A 16,910-nucleotide genomic window follows, 5' to 3' on the forward strand; every position below is an offset into this window, starting at 1 on the left:
GCGCGACTCAGAGCAGCTCGAGGTTGTTCTTCAGCTCCAGCGGGGTGACCTGCCCCCGGTACGCCTCCCACTCCTTGCGCTTGTTGAGCAGCACGTAGTTGAAGACCTGCTCGCCGAGCGTCTCGGCGACGAGCTCCGACTCCTCCATGTACTCGAGGGCGTGGTCGAGGCTCGCCGGCAGAGCCGAGTAGCCCAGCGCACGTCGCTCGGCGTCGCTGAGCGCCCACACGTTGTCCTCGGCCTCGGGCGGGAGCTCGTAGCCCTCTTCGATGCCCTTCAGCCCGGCAGCGAGCATGAGTGCGTAGGCGAGGTACGGGTTCGCCGCGGAATCGAGCGCACGGTACTCGACTCGAGACGACTGCCCCTTGTTCGGCTTGTACATGGGCACCCGCACGAGCGCAGAGCGGTTGTTGTGTCCCCAGGTGATGAAACTCGGGGCCTCGTCGCCGCCCCAGAGCCGCTTGTACGAGTTGACGAACTGGTTCGTGACCGCGGAGATCTCGTTGGCGTGCTTCAGCAGGCCCGCGATGAAGTGGCGCCCGGTCTTGGAGAGCTGGTACTTGGCGCCCTCTTCGTAGAAGGCGTTCTGGTCGCCTTCGAAGAGCGACATGTGGGTGTGCATCCCACTCCCCGGCTGCCCGCTGAGCGGCTTCGGCATGAACGTCGCGTAGACGCCCTGCTCGATCGCCACCTCCTTGATCACGGTGCGGAAGGTCATCACGTTGTCGGCCGTCGTCAGCGCATCGGCGTACCGCAGGTCGATCTCGTTCTGTCCGGGACCGCCCTCGTGGTGGCTGAACTCGACGGAGATGCCGAGGTCTTCCAGCATGCGCACCGAACGGCGGCGGAAGTCGTGCGCCGTGCCACCGGGGACGTTGTCGAAGTAGCCGGCCGAGTCCACGGGGACGGGTCCCTCGGGCCCGAACGACGACGACTTGAGCAGGTAGAACTCGATCTCGGGGTGCGTGTAGAAGGTGAAGCCCGCGTCCGCGGCCTTCGCGAGCGTGCGCTTGAGCACATGCCGCGGGTCGGCGACGGCCGGCTGACCGTCGGGCGTCGTCAGGTCGCAGAACATGCGCGCCGTCGGATCGATCTCGCCGCGCCACGGCAGCGTCTGGAACGTGGTCGGATCAGGCTGGGCCAGCAGGTCGGACTCCTGCGTACGGGTCAGTCCTTCGATGGCGGAGCCGTCGAAGCCGATCCCCTCCGCGAACGCGCCCTCGACCTCGGCCGGGGCGATCGCCACCGACTTGAGCGTGCCGATGACGTCCGTGAACCACAGGCGCACGAACTTGACGCCGCGCTCTTCGATCGTCCGCAGGACGAAGTCCCTCTGCTTGTCCATTGCTACTCCGTGCCCTGGCCCTTTGTGTCGCCCTTGACGTCCCAGCCCTGCTCGACGGCCTCTTCCTCCGCCCAGGCGCGGGAACGCTCGCGGAGCACCTCGGGCGCGCGGCGGGCTTCCGCTTCCGTGTCGAACGGACCGATGCGATCGATGGAGGGCGAGATCATCCCGAACTCGACCTCGCCGGTCTCCGAGTTGTACCAGTACTTGTGGTCACCGTCAGTCATGGCTGCCCCTTCTTCACGTGATGTCATCGATCCTACTGGCGTGCACGGCGGTCGCTAAGCTATCCCCCATGGCAAAAGCGATCGGCGTCGACATCGGCGGCACGGGAATCAAAGCGGGAATCGTCGACCTCGAGCACGGTGTCATGGCATCCGATCGGGTGCGGGTCCCCACTCCGGCGGGCGCATCGCCGCAGGACGTGCTCGTGGCCGTGCAGACGGTCCTGAAGACCCTCGACGTGCATGAATCCACGCTTCCGCTCGGCGTGGCGTTCCCGGCGATCGTCAAGCGTGGCAAGACGCTCTCCGCCGCCAACGTGTCCAAGGAATGGATCGACTTCGACGCCGAGCGGTTCTTCCGCGACGGCCTCGGCCGCAACATCGTGTTCGTGAACGATGCGGACGCGGCCGGCGTCGCCGAGGCCCGACACGGCGCGGCCAGGGATGTGCGTGGCTTCACCCTGCTCACGACACTCGGCACAGGCATCGGTTCCGCTTTCCTCTACGACGGCATCCTGTTGCCGAACACCGAGCTCGGACACCTCAACTTCCGCGAGTACGAGTCGGTCGAGACCTACGCCGCGACGTCGGCGCGCGAACGCGAAGGCCTCACCTGGGCCGAGTGGGCGGAGCGCCTCCAGGCGTTCTACTCGCATATCGAGTTCCTGTTCAGCCCCGACCTGTTCGTGGTCGGCGGTGGCGTGTCGAAGAACGCCGGCGACTTCCTCCCGCTGCTCGACCTGAAGACGCCGATCGTCCCGGCGATCCACCGGAACAACTCGGGCATCATCGGTGCGGCGTCTCTGGCCGGCGACTGATCCCGTCCCTCCAGACACAGTGAAGGCTCCGACGACGCGGTCGTCGGAGCCTTCATCCGTCCCGCGCGGACTCAGGCGCTGGATGTCAGGCCGTGGAGCATCTTCTGGATCTGCTGCTGCACCTGCGCATCCTCGACATCGAACATCGCGTAGCTGATGCCGGCCGACTGGAGAGGTCGGTTCGGATACTTCTGATAACTGGGAAGAACGCTCAGCAGTCGCGCTGCCATCTGCGGCGCCTGCCACGTCTTCTCCGCGAAACTCGTCATGAAGATGTCGTACCGCTCCTGCGGATCCTGCCAGAGATCGAAGAGCTCGGGCACGATCGCCGTGTAGGACGAAGGCCCGCGCCACTGATCCCGGACGTTCCAGATCGCCTTCCACTTACCGACGCGCACGGCTCCGGGGATCATCTCGGTCTCCGTCATGTAGAGCCAGTGGTCTCGCGTGGAGCCGCTCTCGCCCTTCAGAAGCGCCGATTGGTCGTAACTGTCGAAGATCGTCGGCTCCCCTTCGCGATCCTCCGTGGGGAGGTCCACTCCCGCCAGACTCGCGAACGTCGCCATCAGGTCGAGCGATCCGACGATCTCCGAGTTGCGACGACCGGCTTCGATGGTTCCGGGCCACCAGGCGATCGCGGGGACCCGACTGCCACCCTCGTAGTCCGTGCCCTTGGTCCCGCGGTACGGCGTGTATCCGCAGTCCGGATACACGTCCTGCCAGGCACCGTTGTCGGTGGTCCACACGACGAGGGTGTCTTCGGCGATCCCGAGTTCACGGATCTTGTCCATGACGGTCCCCACACGGTGATCGAGCTCGACGAGTGAGTCGAGGAACTTCGACTTGCCCATCGAAGCCCCCTCGAAGTCCGGGTGCGGGATGTTGGGCTGGTGCAGCTTGGCGGTGTTCAGGTAGAGGAAGAACGGCTCATCGGCATTCGCATGGGCTTCGATGTAGTCGATCGCGCGATCCGTCGACTTCTCGTCGATGAACGGGATGTTCTCGGAACTCAGCTTCTCCACCTCGGTCGGTTCCTCCCCGGCCTTCCCGTCGAGCGCTCCGATGACGTTGCCCCACATCTTCATGGTGGCCTCGTCGTCGAACGGGAAGTCGGGGTTGAACGCCTTGTCGGTGTAGGTGTACGCGTTCAGGTGATAGAGAGTCGTGTTGTACATCTCGTCGAAGCCGTGCGCAGTCGGCATCGCGTAGTCCGCTTCACCCAGATGCCATTTCCCGATGTGGCACGTGGCGTAGTCGGCCTTCTTCAGCACGCTCGCCAGCGTCCACTCCGGGGCCGGCAGCCCTCCCCCGTCTCCGGGGAACGCGACCGTCGTCATCCCGCTGCGGATCGGGAGGCGGCCCGTCAGAGCGGCAGCGCGTCCGGGCGTGCAGCTCGGCTGTCCGTAGAAGGACATGAACTGCAGTCCCTCTGCGGCGAGTCGGTCGAGGTTCGGCGTCGGAGCACCGCGGTTCTCGCCGCCTCCGTAGCATCCGAGGTCGCCCCACCCGACGTCGTCGGACATGAAAAGAATGATGTTGGGCTTCTTCGCCATGAGCTCTCCTCCGTCGTTTCGTGCGTGATGGAGGCGAACGTAGCAAGCGGCTCCTCGTGCGGGAACCGCCGCTCACCCTTTCGGGAGGAGACGATCGATACAAGCGGTGCGAATGGGCCGACCTGTACGCCGGGTTCTGTTCCGGGGTTCTTCGCCCCTTCGACGGTCATCTCTCTCGGCGACACGTTGCCGTGGCACTCTAGCGGTCTACCCGAGGACTCGGCGAGCCGCGTCAACATCCTCTGTCTGACCTTGCTCCGGACGAGGTTTACCTGGCGGGCCATGTCACCATGTCCCCCGGTGGTCTCTTACACCACCCTTTCACCCTTACCCCTTGCGGGGCGGTCTACTCTCTGTGGCACTTTCTCGCGGATTGCTCCGGGTGGGTGTTACCCACCGCCCTGCCCTGTGGAGCCCGGACGTTCCTCGGTGCGGTTCCCCGCAACGCGACCGTCCAGTCGACCCATTCGCATACCCAGTCTACTTTCTCCCCGCGCACGCTCCCGCTACTTCTCGGCGGACTCGGCGATGCGCAGATCGAGGGGCACATCGATCGGGAAAGAGCCGAAGAGACGGGTGGTGGCGACGGACGCGGCTTCCCGGACCGCCTCGGCCGCGGTCTCCGCATGCTCCTGCGGGACGTGCAGGATCACCTCGTCGTGCAGGAAGAAGGCGAGGTGCGGCACCCGCGCGAACGGACCGGAGGCCGCGGCCGCCGTGGAAACCTCCGGGATCAGCTGCAGGCGATGACGAATCTCGGCGAGCCAGATGAGCGACCATTCCGCAGCGGTTCCCTGCACCACGAAGTTGCGCGTGAAGCGTCCCCAATCGCGTGCCCTGCGTCGGGCGAGCGCCACCACCGCCGGCTCGGCATCGGCCCCCGTCGCATCCGACTGCAGACGCATCCACTCCGTCGACGGCCGCGGCGACGAACGGCCGAGCCACGTGGACACGATTCCTCCGTCCTCACCGGTGCGTGCCGCCGCGTCGACCAACGCCATCGCGCGCGGGTACACCTTGCGCAGGCGCGGCACCAATCGTCCGCTGTCTCCCGTCGTGGCGCCGTACATCGCTCCCAGCACCGCGTACTTCGCCTCCTCCCGCGTCGCGACCGCACCGGAGTCGACGACGCCGGCGTAGAGGTCGCTCCCCCGCGCCGCGAGCGCCATCGCCTCGTCCGAAGCCATCGCGGCGAGCATGCGGGGCTCCAGCTGCGCCACGTCGGCGACGACGAGGGTCCATCCGGGATCGGCCCGCACCGCAGGACGAAGGCTGCGAGGCAACTGCAGCGCTCCCCCGCCGGCCGACGCCCATCGTCCGGTGACCACGCCCCCGGGGATGTACACCGGACGGAACCGCCCGTCATGCACCCACTCGGCGAGCCAGGCCCAGCCATTGGCGCTCAGGAGCCGGGACAACTTCTTGTACGCGAGCAGCGGTTCGACGACCGGGTGATCGTGTTCAGCGAGCTCCCACCGACTCGTGGACTCGACCTGCACCCCCACGCGGTGCAACGCGCGGAGCAGCTTCTGCTGGCTGTCGAGGTGAAGGGATGCGTCCCCCAAGAGGTCTCGCACGCGATCACCGAGCTCGACCATCCGGCTCGGCACGCCTCCGGCGACCGGACGGGTGCCCAGGGTCTCGGTCAGGATCGCATCGTGCACGTCCTCATCCCAGGGAAGGCCCGCGACCCGCATCTCCTCCGCGATGAGACCGCCTGCCGACTCCGCGGCGCACAGCAGAGTGAGGCGTCCGTCCGGCGCGCCAGCGATCACCCGGCGCTGCGCACGGTATTGATCGAGCGTCGAGGCGATCGGATCGTCGCCTCGCTCATCGTCGAACACATCGAACAGCGAGGGCAACGCCACGGTGGGCTCGCGACGCTCCCATTCCGGGGAGGACGGCAGCGGAGTCTCCACCGAGGACGTGTCCCGGAGGATCGCGTGGCAGAGTACCAGATCATGACTGCGCGCGATCCGCACCCCGTCGGCGAGCAGAAGCGCGTACGTCTCCACGGCCGAACGCATGATCCATCGCGGAGCGTCGGCGGCCTCGACGGACTGCACCCACGTCGCGAGATCGTCTGAGCGCAGTGGCGTGCGGCTCTGCTCTTCGTCGTCGGCATCGAGCTCGATGGCGACGTGGTCCTGCGGCCCCAGCGAGATCAGCGCGATCCGCCGTTCGACGCCCGACGCCGGCACCGTCATGAGCGGTGCGTGCGGGCACCGCTCATGCGAGCCCGGACTCCTCGGTACGAACCAGGATGCAGCCGCACTCGGGGCACGACACGACGAGGTCGTCCGCCGCACGACGGATGTCGTTCAGGTCGGTGCTGGGGAGCAGGATGCGGCAGCCTTCACAGGTTCCCCGGGTGAGCAACGCCGCGCCCGCACTGTTCGCTGCGCGGCGCGAGTACTCGGCGAGCAACTGCGGCGGCACGCTCTCGGCGACAGCCGCACGGTCGCGGGCGAGCTGACTCCCCAGATCGGTCGCCGCCGCGACGTCGGCCTTCGCCTGGGCCGTGAGCGACGTGCCTTCGGCCGTCGTCGTCTCCAGCAGCGCCTGCTGCGCGGCGACGGAGGCCTCCGCCTCTTCGAGTCGTCCCATCACGTCGAGCTGCGCGTCTTCGAGATCGCTCTGCCGCTTGGCGAGGCTCGCCAGTTCGTGCTCGAGGGCCTGTGCGTCCTTCGGGTTCGTGGCCGTGGCCAGGCGCTCGGCATCGCGGTTCCGACGCGCCGCGACGACCGCGACGTCGGATTCGAGCCGTGTCAGTTCGGTGCGCACGTCATCGCGGGCACCGGTGAGAGCGGTCAGCTCACGGAGCTGCTCCTGACGGATGGCGACGAGTTCGGTGATGCGGCCCGCCTGACTCGGCTTCGTTCGTGCACGCTCCGCCTGCGCGATGCGCCGATCCAGGTCGGCGATGTCGAGCAGGGTGCGCTGGTTCTCGGGGCTGGCGTTCACGCTCTCAAATCTAGTCGCTACAGCGACATCCGCCCATCAGCGGACGTCTCCGTCGACGTAGAGCCACTGTCGGTCCTCGCGCACGAAGCGGCTGCGCTCGTGCAAGGAACCGCGCTCCGCACCCTGGCGCCAGAAGGCCTCGAACTCCACGACGCCCTCCCGATCGAACGGACCACCCGCCCCGCGATCCAGGACGATCAGACGCCGCCAGTGCAGCTCCGGGTCGAACTCGATGGCGTGGGGCCTCGTCGTCGGGTGCCAGGTCCGCAACAGATGCGCGGCATCGCCGAGGCGGAACGCGGTGTAGCGGGAGCGCATGAGACGCTCCGCGGTCGGGGCCGGTGCGCCTCGCAGCAACGGTGCGCAGCACCGTTCGAACACGTCTCCGGAGGAGCACGGGCACCGCGACGACTCGACAGCCGAAGCGTCGTCCAGCGCCGTGTCCGCGTCCTTTGTCATCCCTCCAGCGTACGCTCGGGAGACACGCCCAGAAGGAGAATCGTGACCACTAGACCCGTCGTCCCCTCGTTCACCGCGCACAACGGCTTCGCCCTTCCGGCCATCGGCCTCGGCACCTATCGACTGAACGGCGATAGCGGAGCGGATGCCGTCGCCGGGGGCATCGGGGCGGGCTACCGACTCATCGACACGGCTTTCAACTACGAGAATGAGGGCTCGGTCGGCCGGGGGGTCGCCGCCGCAGAGGTGGATCGCTCGGAGATCGTCGTCACGACGAAGCTCCCCGGCCGCCACCACCCGTCCGAGAGAGCGCGCGACAGCATCGAGGAGAGCCGCTCGCGCCTGGGACTCGACGTGACGGATCTGCACCTCATCCACTGGCCGAACCCCAGCCAGGACGAGTACGTCCAGGCGTGGGCCGCTCTGGTCGATGCACAGTCCCGTGGCGTCGTGCGGCAGATCGGCGTCTCGAACTTCCTCCCGGAACATGTGGAGCGCATCGAAGCCGAGACCGGTGTCCGTCCGGTCGTCAACCAGATCGAGGTGCACCCCTACTTCCCCCAGGAGGAGCAGCTCGCGTACCACCGGGAGAAAGGAATCCTCACGGAAGCCTGGAGCCCCCTCGGTCGCGCGAAGGCGCTGCTCGACGAGGCGGTGATCCGCGAGGTCGCCGCAGCGCACGCGATCTCTCCTGCCCAGGTCGTGCTCGCCTGGCACGTGGCACGGGGGACGGTGTCGATTCCCAAGGCCTCGACGCTGGAGCACCAGGTCGCGAACCTCGCCGCCGCAGAAGTCGTGCTCGACGAAGGCGAGGTCACGGCCATCACCGCGCTCGGACGTCCGGACGGACGACTGTTCGACGCGGATCCCCGGACGCACGAGGAGGCCTGACCCGGCATCGCGTCAGACGCGCTGCGTGCCGAGCACGCGAAGGAACTCGAGCTTGCCCGCCGATTCGCTCCCGGGTGCGGCGGTGAGGACGATCAGCGCCTGCGATTCGTCCTCACTGAACAGCGCCTGGCAGTCGACCTCGATCTCCCCCAGCTCCGGGTGCACCATCACTTTGTGCTGCTCGAACCGTCGGCTCACCACGTGCGCCTCCCACAGCTCCACGAATTCCGGGCTCCGGGCTGACAGCGCCTCGACGATCTCCCCCGCCCGCGACCGGGGACCCATCACCCCGTGTGCGGCGCGCAGAGCGCCGACGAGGGCACGAGCCTGTCGCGGGTGATCGACCTCGCGATATCGCCGCCGCTCGACGTCGGGATGGGCGAACCAGCGGTAGATGCCGCTCCGGTCGAGCCCGGTGAGTGCGGTCGAATCGCCCACGAGAGCGCGGGAGGCATCGTTCTGCACGAGAACTTCATCGAGCAGCGAGACGACGAATGCCGGGGTGTCGTGCAGCCGGTCGAGCACGCGGAGGATGCCGGGACGCACGTACTCGGTGAGGGGGGCGCGGTCCGGGGCGCTGTGTCCGCAGAGCCGGAAGAGGTAGTCGCGCTCGTCTTCGGTCAGGCGCAGAGCACGTGCCAGGGAGGAGAGGATCTGCACGCTGGGCTGGGGTCCCCGCCGCTGCTCCAGGCGCGTGTAGTAGTCCGTCGACATGGTCGCCAGCTGTGCCACCTCTTCTCTGCGCAACCCGGAGGTCCGGCGTCGAGGTCCGGCCGGAAGCCCCACGTCGGCAGGCCGCAGGGCCTCACGTCGCCGGAGCAGGAACTCGGCCAGTGCATCACGATCCACCTCTGAAGTATCCCCCGACGTCCGCGCAGGTTCCAGGGACCGGTGATCCCTGGATGACCGCTCTCTGGAGGGACGGTTCCGGGACGCCGAGGCTGATCGTATGAACATCACCGGAAACACCATCTTCATCCCGGGCGCGACGAGCGGCATCGGCCTCGCCCTCGCCGTGCGTCTGCATGCCCGCGGCAACACCGTGATCGTGGGAGGACGCCGCGAAGACCGGCTCACAGCCATCGCCGACGAGCATCCCGGTATCCACACGGTGCGGATCGACACGACCGACGCCGACAGCATCCATGCGGCCTCCCGAGCTGTCCTCGCAGAGCACCCCGCCCTGAACGTGCTGATCACGATGGCCGGTGTCATGCGGGCCGAGGACTGGACCACGCCCACAGGATTCCTCTCCACCGCCGAGGAGACCGTCGAGACGAACATCCTCGGGCCGATCCGGCTGATCGCCGCTTTCGTCGAGCATCTGCGCGCGCAGCCGGAAGCGACGATCATGACGGTCTCGTCCGGCCTCGCCTTCGCCCCGCTCCGCGCGACGCCGAGCTACAACGCCAGCAAGGCCGCGATCCACATGCTCAGCGAATCCCTGCGCCTGCAGCTCGAAGGGAGCAGTGTGTCGGTGCTCGAGCTGGAACCGCCGGCGGTGCGCACGCCTCTCATGCCCGGACATGAGGAGAACGAGTCCGCTATGCCGCTCAACGAGTTCATCGACGAAGTGATGGAGCTGATCGAGTCGCGGCCGAACGCCACCGAGATCCAGGTGGAACGCGTGAAATTCCTCCGCTACGGAGAGGCCCGCGGTGACTACGACCGGGTCGTCGCCACGCTGAACGCCACCGACCCGCACGGGCGCTGAGCCGACGCGGGGTGCCGGTCGCGCACCGGCGCCCCGCTCACGGGTGCAGAGACGCCGCAGCCGCCGTCAACGCGTCGGCGGACTGCCGCAGCAGCGCGAGCTCGTGGTCGGAGAACGACGTGTTGCGGATCGGGACAGCGCCCGTCGCACTGACGATCGAAGGCACCGACAGCGCGACTCCGTCGACACCGTGGAAGTCGCGCAACACCGTGCTCACGGGCATGACGGCGTGCTCGTCGTGAAGGATGGCCTCGACGATTCGCGCACTCGACAGCCCGATGGCGTAGTTCGTCGCCCCCTTGCCGAGGATGACCTTGTAGGCGGCATCGCGCACGTCGACGGCGATCTCCTGCAACTCCTCGAGGGTGAACCGGGGGTGTCCCGGCGTCTCCCACTCGAGGATCGGCACGGTGCCGATGGTCGCCCGAGACCACAACGGGAACTCCGTGTCACCGTGCTCGCCGACGATATGGGCGTGGACACTGGCCGTCGACACGCCCGCCCTCTCGGCAAGCTTCCAGCGCAGCCGCGAGGTGTCGAGCACCGTACCGGACGCGAAGATCCGCTCCGGCGGGAGTCCGGTCTCCTCCTGAGCGATCACGGTGAGCACGTCGCACGGGTTGGTGACGATCACGTACACCGCGTTCGGTGCGACCTCGAGCAGTTCGGGCATCATGCGGCGGATGATCCCCGCATTGACCTCAGCGAGCTCGATCCGGGTCTGTCCCGGCTTCTGCTTGGCTCCCGCCGTGATCACGACGACGTGCGAACCCGCGGCCACCGAGATGTCGCTGCCACCGACGATGTCGCTCGAACCCGTGAACTGCGTTCCGTGCGCGAGGTCGAGGACCTCCGCCTCGACCTTCTCGGTGGCGATGTCGTAGAGCGCGACATGACGCGCAGATCCGCGGATCAGTGCGGCGTAGGCGACGCTGGATCCCACGCTTCCCGCGCCGACGACCGTGAGCTTCGAGTTCTCGATGATCTCCATGCGCTCAGTCTCGCAGTGCAGTGCGCCTCTCCGGCAGGGGGAACGCCGTCGGAAATGCTCACAGCGCGGCGGCGACCGCCTGAGCGACCGTCGGATGAGCGAACTCGAAGCCCCCGCGCTCTAGAACCCGCGGCCGCACATCGGCGTCCGGAAGGAGCAGCGAGTCCGCTGCGTCGCCGAGGGCGAGGCGCAGAGCCCAGGCCGGCGCGGGGAGCCAGAACGGTCTGTGCATGCGCGCAGCGAGCTCCCGGCCGATGTCGTTCGCAGACGCGGGGGTCGGCCCCGTGAGGTTGACCGGTCCGGCGAGCTTCGTGTCCAGGACGTGCCGGATCCCCCGGACCTCATCGTCGAGCGAGATCCAGGGCCAGACCTGTGTTCCGCGTCCGAGAGGACCGGAGACGCCGAAGCGGGTCAGCTGGATGAGCGGCTTGAGCACTCCGCGACGATGGATCACGGGGGCGGTGCGGAGCAGCGCGACCCTGGTGTGGTCCTCGGCGCGTCGAGCCTCGGCCTCCCAGCGCACGGTCAGATCGGCGAGAAAGGTCTCACCGGCTGCGGACTCCTCCGTGAGGACTTCGCCGGGAGCGGACCCGTAGTACCCGACAGCGGACGCCGAGACCAGTGCCGGCGCATCCGAGCGCAGGGCACGCAGGGCCGTCGTCATGGTGCGGGTCGTCTGCAAGCGCGAATCGACGAGTTCCGCACGGTAGCGGCGTGTCCAGGGCAGACGGCCGACGCTGGCGCCGCCGAGCGCGACGACGGCTTCCGCACCGGCGAGCACGTCCGGATCGAGCGGACGCTCCCCCGGTGCCCATTGCGCCTCACCCGCTCCGTGCGGCGCACGACGGACCAGAACGGTGACGTCGATCCCGTCGGCGCGCAGGGAGGAGACGAGGGCTGAACCGATCAGGCCCGAGGCCCCGCTCACGACGATGCGTCGCGCCATGTGCTGCAGCTTCCTGTCCGTCGGTCGTCGAATCGTATGGTTCACCAGCGTACGCGCCGTCCCGGCGATGCCCCTAGCCGAGGTCAGTCGGCGCGACGGTAGTGCAGGGCTACCGCACCGCTACGGAACGGTGTCGACGAGACCAGCGCCAGGCGTCGAGTGGCGGGGAGCCCCCGCTCGTACAGCGTGGGACCGTGGCCCGCGATCCGCGGATGCACCAGGAACCGGTACTCGTCGATCAGGTCCAACCGGTCGAGTTCGGTCGCGAGCATGCCGCTTCCCACGAGGACCCCGTCGCGCGTCTCATCCTTGAGTCTCTGCACTCCGGCGCGCAGATCGCCGTGGATCCGGTGGCTGTTCGTCCACGGGAAATCCTGGCGTGTGGCGGAGACCACGTACTTGGGTGTGGCTTCCAGGGCGACAGCCCAGTCGCGCAGCGCCGGCGGGGCGTCCGTCTCTCCTCGCGCGACGGCGGGCCAGGCATCCTCCATCATCTCGTAGGTGGTGCGCCCCCAGAGCATCGCGCCGGATTCTTCGAGGAGACGGGTGTAATACGCGTGTGTCTCGTCGTCGGCGATGCCCACTTCGTGATCGATGCAGCCGTCGAGGGTGACGTTGATGCTGAAGGTCAGGAGTCCCATGCCGGGAGCCTAGGTCCGTGGCCGCGTGACCGCCAGAGTCCGCAGGCGTGCGGTGGGCATCGCCGGGAGATGACTCACGCGCTCCCGTCAGAGTCCGTCTTGTCGCTCGACGACGAGCTCAAGGCGTACTCGCGCACGCGGTCGGTGATGTAGGAGACCACGGTTCCCGATGTGATGCCGATGATGACGATGCCGCCCAGCATCAGGAGCACGGCGAAGAACCGTCCCGCGACGGTCACGGGGTACATGTCGCCGTAGCCGACCGTCGTCAGGGTCACGAACGCCCACCACACGGCATCGCCGAAGCTGTCGATGGTCGCATCCGGCGCGGACCGCTCCACGCTCAGCGTCGAGAGAGCGAGGAAGTAGACGAAGGTCACCGAGTATGCGGCGGAGTAGATGATCAGCTCGGTCCTCACCACGCTGCCGGTGCGGGCATGGAAGAACGGCAGTTGACGAGCGAGGTCGACCACGCGCACGGCCCGGAACACCGGAAGCAGGACCGCGAGGAGCTCCACGGGGTGACGCACGACATAGCGCCACCTGGTGCCCTTCCGAGTGAGGCACACACGGACGATGTAGTCCACGGCGAAGATGAACCACGTCAGGATCGTCGTGTTGCCGGTGACCGTCCGCACGAGCGGCGGCAGATCGGGAGCGATGACGAAGACGGAGAAGCCGATGATGAAGATGACCCCGGCGAACACGAGCGGCACACGCGCGAAGCGATCCCAGCGATCGAAAGACGAACGTGACGAATCCATGCGCCCATCTAACACGAGCGTCGCGCGCGAGGTGGGCCCTGCCGGGATCGAACCGACGACATCCACGGTGGAGTCGCCGCGGTTGGCACCCGTCACCGACATCTTCACGCTCCGGGACGCATCGTGAGCGTCCGCGCAGGGAACGACCCGGCGGCGGTGCACTTCGTCGCCGACGCTCCCACGGTGCTGCACGGCAGCGGGCCGTCGATGTTCGAGCGCACCTCGCGCGACCTGCGAGACGTGACGTGCAAGCTCTGCCTTTACGTGCTCGATCGGCCGGACGGCTACTGACCGGCCTACACCGCCCGCAAGCGGATGCCGCGTGAACGACGCGCTCAGTGAATCGCCGTGATTCCTGGGCGCGTTGGTCGTCGCGGGGGGTTCGCGCCAATCCATACGTTCAGAGCACGGGCTCAGAGGGGGCCACGCACGAGGGAGCGACATGCACGACAACGACACCGCCGCACTGCAGATGTTCATCGACTACCAGCGCGCGCAGAATCTCGCCGCGACGACGATCAGGAACCGCCGAAGCATCCTAACCACGTTCGCCCGCAAGACCGGGATGCTCGTCGACTGCGACGTGTTCACGCTCCGCCGCTACATCGGCCGCGACGAGCCCGTGAGCGCCGGAACACGCCGCACCGAGCGCGGCGCGCTCATCGCGTTCTACACGTTCCTGCACGACGAGGGGCTCCGCGAAGACAACCCGGCGACCAAACTCCCCGTCGTCCGGGTGCCGAAGGGCCAGCCCCGGCCGTTCACCGCCGAGCAGATCGACGCGATGCTCACCTCCGGCGCGTACACCAAGACTCGAGCGATGATCCTGCTCGGCTACTACCAGGGCTTCCGCGTCTCGTCGATCGCCCGCGTCCACGGCGACGATATCGACCGTGCCGGCATGACGATCGGCACCGTCGTGAAGGGTGGCAAGGTGCGACGGCTGCCGTTGCACGAGGTGATCGCCGAGCTCTCGCTCAGCATGCCCCGCCACGGCTACTGGTTCCCCGCCCGCGACGGCTCCGACGGCCACATCCGTCCGTCGTCGGTCACGGACCTCATCACGAAGGCGAAGCTGCGCGCGGGGATCCTCGACGAGAAGCTCACGCCGCACTCACTCCGCCACGCGTTCGGGACGGATCTCGTCGAGCAGGGAGTCGACATTCGAGTCGTCCAAGAGCTGCTCGTGCACGAGCACCTATCGACCACCCAGATCTACACCGCCGTGAGCGAGCGGCGGAAGCAGGACGGCATCCGGACGCTGACCCCGCGCGCGGTGCCCGAGCACTCCGGGAGAGGTGCCGCTAGGCTCGCGGCATGAGACGCGCACTGCTGTTCCTCACCTTGACGATTGCTCTGCTCGCCGGTTGCACAGCCGCACCGGCACCTGAGCCACAGGCAGCGAGCGAGCCTACGATGGGCGATGCTCGCGAGAACTGCCTCTCTGCATATCGTGAACTCCCTAACGTCATCGCCACGCTGGAGGAGCAATCCGGCGAGCCCGCGGACACCGCGACGCCCTGCGACAACTGGATCGAGTCGCAGGGCGAGGCCGACTTCGTCCACTTCTGGACGACGCCAACGGAGTACATACCGTACGTCATCAGCGTCGCGAAGGTCGACGCCGCCGTTGAGATGGGCTAAGTCGTTCTGCCCGGGCGGTAGACGACGCCGACGCCGCCGCCGATGATGCCCATGACGGTGGTGGCGACGCCGCCGGTGGCGAGGACTTGCGGGGCGATGTCGGGGAACCAGATTCCGGCTACACCCGAAGCGAGCGCTGACGCGGCCGCGGTGGCGAGGGTCGTCCAGTAGACGGCATCGCGCACACGGGGTGAGACCTCGGGGCGGTACGTGTCTTCTGCAACCGCGGTTTCTTCGCTGCTGGGGATCGCGCCGGCGGCGATGAGTGCCTCGCGGCGTTCGGTGCGGGTTTGGGGGTTGCTCATTTCGGTTTCCTTTCAGTCGAACAGGTCGGCGGGTGGCGGTGGTGGTGGAGGGGGTGAGCCGCGGTAGATGTGGTCGACGAGCTGGCGGTTCCAGTGCCACAGCCGCTGGTTCTGGACTTGCCACTTGGTGAGGTTGACGGCGAGGGTGATCCCTCCGGCGATGAGGGCCGCGAGGACGACGCCGGCAAGGGCGAGGATCGCGAGGGCCACCGCGTCCGGGATCACGGGTTGGTCCGGGCGCGTTCGCGTGCCCATTCCAGGAGCCAGAGCCAGCGCTTACGTTGCATCGGTGACTCGGGCACGCCCGCATCTTTGAAGATCTCGGCGGTGCTGGCGCTGATGAGCTCGGGGGTTTTGCCGTCGCCCCAGAGGAACCGTGCGCCTTCGGCTGATGAGTCGTCCTTGTTTCGTGCGATCTGCATGCCCATCGGGTCTCTCCTTTGTGTGGGTGTGGTGGTCCCGCCGGCGGTTGACGGGAGGGATCGGACAATCGCGTAGCTGCGGACGTTGGGAAGCTCCCAGTGCCACGGCTCATACGCGTAGGGGCGGATCATGCCCGCTGCGTGGAGGCGGCGGATGCGGTCCGGGGTCGGGTCGATGTCGAACGCGACGAACCGCACGTGCGCGAGGCGCTGCGATTCGTCGTCCGGGTTGTCGGCCGGGTTGAATCCGGGGAGCCGTTGCGCCCATCCGTCCCAGAAGTACTTCTGGGCGCCGTAGAGTCGGCCCGCGCTGTTGATCGGGGGCGACCCGGCGGCGCGCCACGCTTCGACCGCGATCCGGCGTGCGTGCATGCCGGGGTGTCCTGGAATCGGGATGATGTCAAGCGGACTCATCACGGGCCTCCAGGGCATCGAGGCGCTGCGCGAGGAGGTCGACGGCTTGGTGCAGCTGCGCGTTCTGTGCCATGAGCAGCGCGATGAAGTCGATCGATTCCGGGACCGGATCACCGCCGTCCCGGTCCAGCACGAGGCTGACTTCGGTGAGTCCTGTCTCGGGGTCGGTGGTGCTCTCGGTGCGATACACGACGAACGGTCGCAGATCGTCGGACTCGGCCAGCCGCTCGGCGATGTAGCCGTACTTCCACGATCCGTCTCCGTTGCGCATCTGGTAGCGGTGGAGTTGCGGCCAGATGTCACCGAGCGCGCCGGGGTCAATTTCGCTGATGTGCTTCTTGTATCGCTCGCTCGACGCGTTCTTCGCGAGGCGTCCGTCCCCGTTGAAGTAGGCGACCGTGTAGCCGCTCGTCGCGGGGGTCGCGTTCGGCAGGAAGAGACTGCCGGTGATGGTGCCGCCGGTCTTGTCGAGCTTGTTGCCGTTGAGGAGGTTGTAGATGTCGTCGACATACTCCTTGTCGGAGGCATGCCCGTTCGATGTCGGCCGGGCGACGGCGAGGCGCCCGCCGCTGTGATACATCGGCACCTTGCCGTCGGCATCGGCGGACGACGCCCACTTGACGAGCCCGAGGTTCGCACGGGCGGCCTCGGCGTTGTCGGCACCGGTCCCACCCTTGATGACCGGGGTGATGGCGTTCGTGCGCTGTGCGATGTAGTCGCGGGTCTTGTTCTCCTCATCCCACCCGTTGCGGCGGTCGTCGGTACCGGCGAGGATGTCCATCCCGGCCGCGAGGGCGTCGTCTCCGTTGGCCATG

At 67.6% G+C, this 16,910-nt stretch carries 21 protein-coding genes and 1 other RNA gene; 6 read left to right on the forward strand and 16 right to left on the reverse strand.

What is annotated here, in order from left to right; translation table 11 throughout:
- Positions 1-7: 7 nt before the first annotated feature.
- Positions 8-1,345, reverse strand: a complete 1,338-nt coding sequence (gene glnA / locus FGL91_RS14725; RefSeq protein ID WP_047520084.1) for a type I glutamate--ammonia ligase — start codon at positions 1,343-1,345, stop codon at positions 8-10.
- Between the two features lie 2 nt (positions 1,346-1,347).
- Positions 1,348-1,572 carry a hypothetical protein gene (locus FGL91_RS14730; RefSeq protein WP_047520082.1) on the reverse strand — a complete coding sequence of 75 codons (225 nt, stop codon included), beginning with the start codon at positions 1,570-1,572 and terminating at the stop codon, positions 1,348-1,350.
- 68 nt (positions 1,573-1,640) lie between these two features.
- Here FGL91_RS14730 and ppgK point away from each other — a divergent pair, with 68 nt between their 5' ends.
- Positions 1,641-2,387 (forward strand): polyphosphate--glucose phosphotransferase, encoded by a 747-nt coding sequence (gene ppgK / locus FGL91_RS14735; protein WP_047520080.1) that lies wholly within the window; start codon positions 1,641-1,643, stop codon positions 2,385-2,387.
- A gap of 71 nt (positions 2,388-2,458) precedes the next feature.
- Here the strand turns inward: ppgK and FGL91_RS14740 are convergent, their stop codons facing one another.
- The 5 genes from FGL91_RS14740 to FGL91_RS14760 all read right to left on the reverse strand — a co-directional run bounded on the left by FGL91_RS14740 (position 2,459) and on the right by FGL91_RS14760 (position 7,363).
- Positions 2,459-3,940 (reverse strand): arylsulfatase, encoded by a 1,482-nt coding sequence (locus FGL91_RS14740; protein WP_153244175.1) that lies wholly within the window; start codon positions 3,938-3,940, stop codon positions 2,459-2,461.
- Between the two features lie 109 nt (positions 3,941-4,049).
- Positions 4,050-4,406: RNase P RNA component class A (gene rnpB, locus FGL91_RS14745), an RNA gene on the reverse strand.
- A gap of 40 nt (positions 4,407-4,446) precedes the next feature.
- Complete coding sequence (locus tag FGL91_RS14750; protein WP_131491143.1) at positions 4,447-6,147, reverse strand: bifunctional 3'-5' exonuclease/DNA polymerase; 1,701 nt, start codon at positions 6,145-6,147, stop codon at positions 4,447-4,449.
- A gap of 22 nt (positions 6,148-6,169) precedes the next feature.
- The gene (locus FGL91_RS14755; RefSeq protein ID WP_047520074.1) at positions 6,170-6,904 is read right to left on the reverse strand and encodes a zinc ribbon domain-containing protein; all 735 of its coding nucleotides are present in this window, start codon (positions 6,902-6,904) and stop codon (positions 6,170-6,172) included.
- 36 nt (positions 6,905-6,940) lie between these two features.
- The gene (locus FGL91_RS14760; protein ID WP_153244176.1) at positions 6,941-7,363 is read right to left on the reverse strand and encodes a YchJ family protein; all 423 of its coding nucleotides are present in this window, start codon (positions 7,361-7,363) and stop codon (positions 6,941-6,943) included.
- Between the two features lie 42 nt (positions 7,364-7,405).
- On the opposite strand from FGL91_RS14760, the gene FGL91_RS14765 reads away from it, so the two are divergent.
- Positions 7,406-8,254: an aldo/keto reductase gene (locus FGL91_RS14765; RefSeq protein WP_153244177.1), complete on the forward strand. Its 849-nt coding sequence runs from the start codon at positions 7,406-7,408 to the stop codon at positions 8,252-8,254.
- Positions 8,255-8,266: 12 nt separating this feature from the next.
- Here FGL91_RS14765 and FGL91_RS14770 read toward each other — a convergent pair whose 3' ends face one another.
- Positions 8,267-9,103: a helix-turn-helix transcriptional regulator gene (locus FGL91_RS14770; RefSeq protein WP_131491146.1), complete on the reverse strand. Its 837-nt coding sequence runs from the start codon at positions 9,101-9,103 to the stop codon at positions 8,267-8,269.
- A gap of 100 nt (positions 9,104-9,203) precedes the next feature.
- On the opposite strand from FGL91_RS14770, the gene FGL91_RS14775 reads away from it, so the two are divergent.
- Positions 9,204-9,968, forward strand: coding sequence for an SDR family oxidoreductase (locus FGL91_RS14775; protein WP_153244178.1), 765 nt, complete (start codon positions 9,204-9,206; stop codon positions 9,966-9,968).
- Positions 9,969-10,005: 37 nt separating this feature from the next.
- On the opposite strand, the gene FGL91_RS14780 is transcribed toward FGL91_RS14775, so the two are convergent.
- The 4 genes from FGL91_RS14780 to FGL91_RS14795 form a co-directional block, all read right to left on the reverse strand.
- A complete protein-coding gene (locus FGL91_RS14780) occupies positions 10,006-10,959 on the reverse strand; it encodes an L-lactate dehydrogenase (protein WP_131491148.1) in 954 nt (317 codons plus the stop codon).
- 58 nt (positions 10,960-11,017) lie between these two features.
- On the reverse strand, positions 11,018-11,905 hold the full coding sequence (locus FGL91_RS14785; RefSeq protein ID WP_131491149.1) for a TIGR01777 family oxidoreductase: 888 nt from the start codon (positions 11,903-11,905) through the stop codon (positions 11,018-11,020).
- 83 nt (positions 11,906-11,988) lie between these two features.
- Complete coding sequence (locus FGL91_RS14790; protein ID WP_131491150.1) at positions 11,989-12,546, reverse strand: dihydrofolate reductase family protein; 558 nt, start codon at positions 12,544-12,546, stop codon at positions 11,989-11,991.
- A gap of 74 nt (positions 12,547-12,620) precedes the next feature.
- A complete protein-coding gene (locus FGL91_RS14795) occupies positions 12,621-13,406 on the reverse strand; it encodes a potassium channel family protein (protein ID WP_194239234.1) in 786 nt (261 codons plus the stop codon).
- Positions 13,407-13,433: 27 nt separating this feature from the next.
- Between FGL91_RS14795 and FGL91_RS18950 the strand changes: the two genes are divergently transcribed.
- The 3 genes from FGL91_RS18950 to FGL91_RS14805 all read left to right on the forward strand — a co-directional run bounded on the left by FGL91_RS18950 (position 13,434) and on the right by FGL91_RS14805 (position 14,954).
- Complete coding sequence (locus FGL91_RS18950; RefSeq protein WP_194239235.1) at positions 13,434-13,601, forward strand: hypothetical protein; 168 nt, start codon at positions 13,434-13,436, stop codon at positions 13,599-13,601.
- Positions 13,602-13,752: 151 nt separating this feature from the next.
- Positions 13,753-14,631, forward strand: a complete 879-nt coding sequence (locus FGL91_RS14800; protein WP_153244180.1) for a tyrosine-type recombinase/integrase — start codon at positions 13,753-13,755, stop codon at positions 14,629-14,631.
- Positions 14,628-14,954: a hypothetical protein gene (locus tag FGL91_RS14805; RefSeq protein WP_153244181.1), complete on the forward strand. Its 327-nt coding sequence runs from the start codon at positions 14,628-14,630 to the stop codon at positions 14,952-14,954. Before FGL91_RS14800 ends, FGL91_RS14805 begins: the two co-directional genes overlap by 4 nt.
- Here the strand turns inward: FGL91_RS14805 and FGL91_RS14810 are convergent.
- The 4 genes from FGL91_RS14810 to FGL91_RS14825 are packed head-to-tail and all read right to left on the reverse strand — an operon-like array spanning position 14,951 to position 16,909.
- Positions 14,951-15,259, reverse strand: coding sequence for a hypothetical protein (locus FGL91_RS14810; RefSeq protein ID WP_153244182.1), 309 nt, complete (start codon positions 15,257-15,259; stop codon positions 14,951-14,953). The genes FGL91_RS14805 and FGL91_RS14810 overlap by 4 nt on opposite strands.
- A 12-nt stretch (positions 15,260-15,271) precedes the next feature.
- Positions 15,272-15,484 (reverse strand): hypothetical protein, encoded by a 213-nt coding sequence (locus FGL91_RS14815; protein ID WP_194239236.1) that lies wholly within the window; start codon positions 15,482-15,484, stop codon positions 15,272-15,274.
- On the reverse strand, positions 15,481-16,095 hold the full coding sequence (locus FGL91_RS14820) for a hypothetical protein (RefSeq protein WP_153244184.1): 615 nt from the start codon (positions 16,093-16,095) through the stop codon (positions 15,481-15,483). The genes FGL91_RS14815 and FGL91_RS14820 overlap by 4 nt, the downstream gene beginning before the upstream one ends.
- Positions 16,082-16,909, reverse strand: a complete 828-nt coding sequence (locus FGL91_RS14825; protein WP_153244185.1) for a tail fiber domain-containing protein — start codon at positions 16,907-16,909, stop codon at positions 16,082-16,084. The genes FGL91_RS14820 and FGL91_RS14825 overlap by 14 nt, the downstream gene beginning before the upstream one ends.
- Between the last annotated feature and the right edge of the window lies 1 nt (position 16,910).

The organism is Microbacterium sp. CBA3102 (assembly GCF_007954505.1).
GTDB classification, from domain to species: Bacteria; Actinomycetota; Actinomycetes; order Actinomycetales; family Microbacteriaceae; genus Microbacterium; species Microbacterium aurugineum.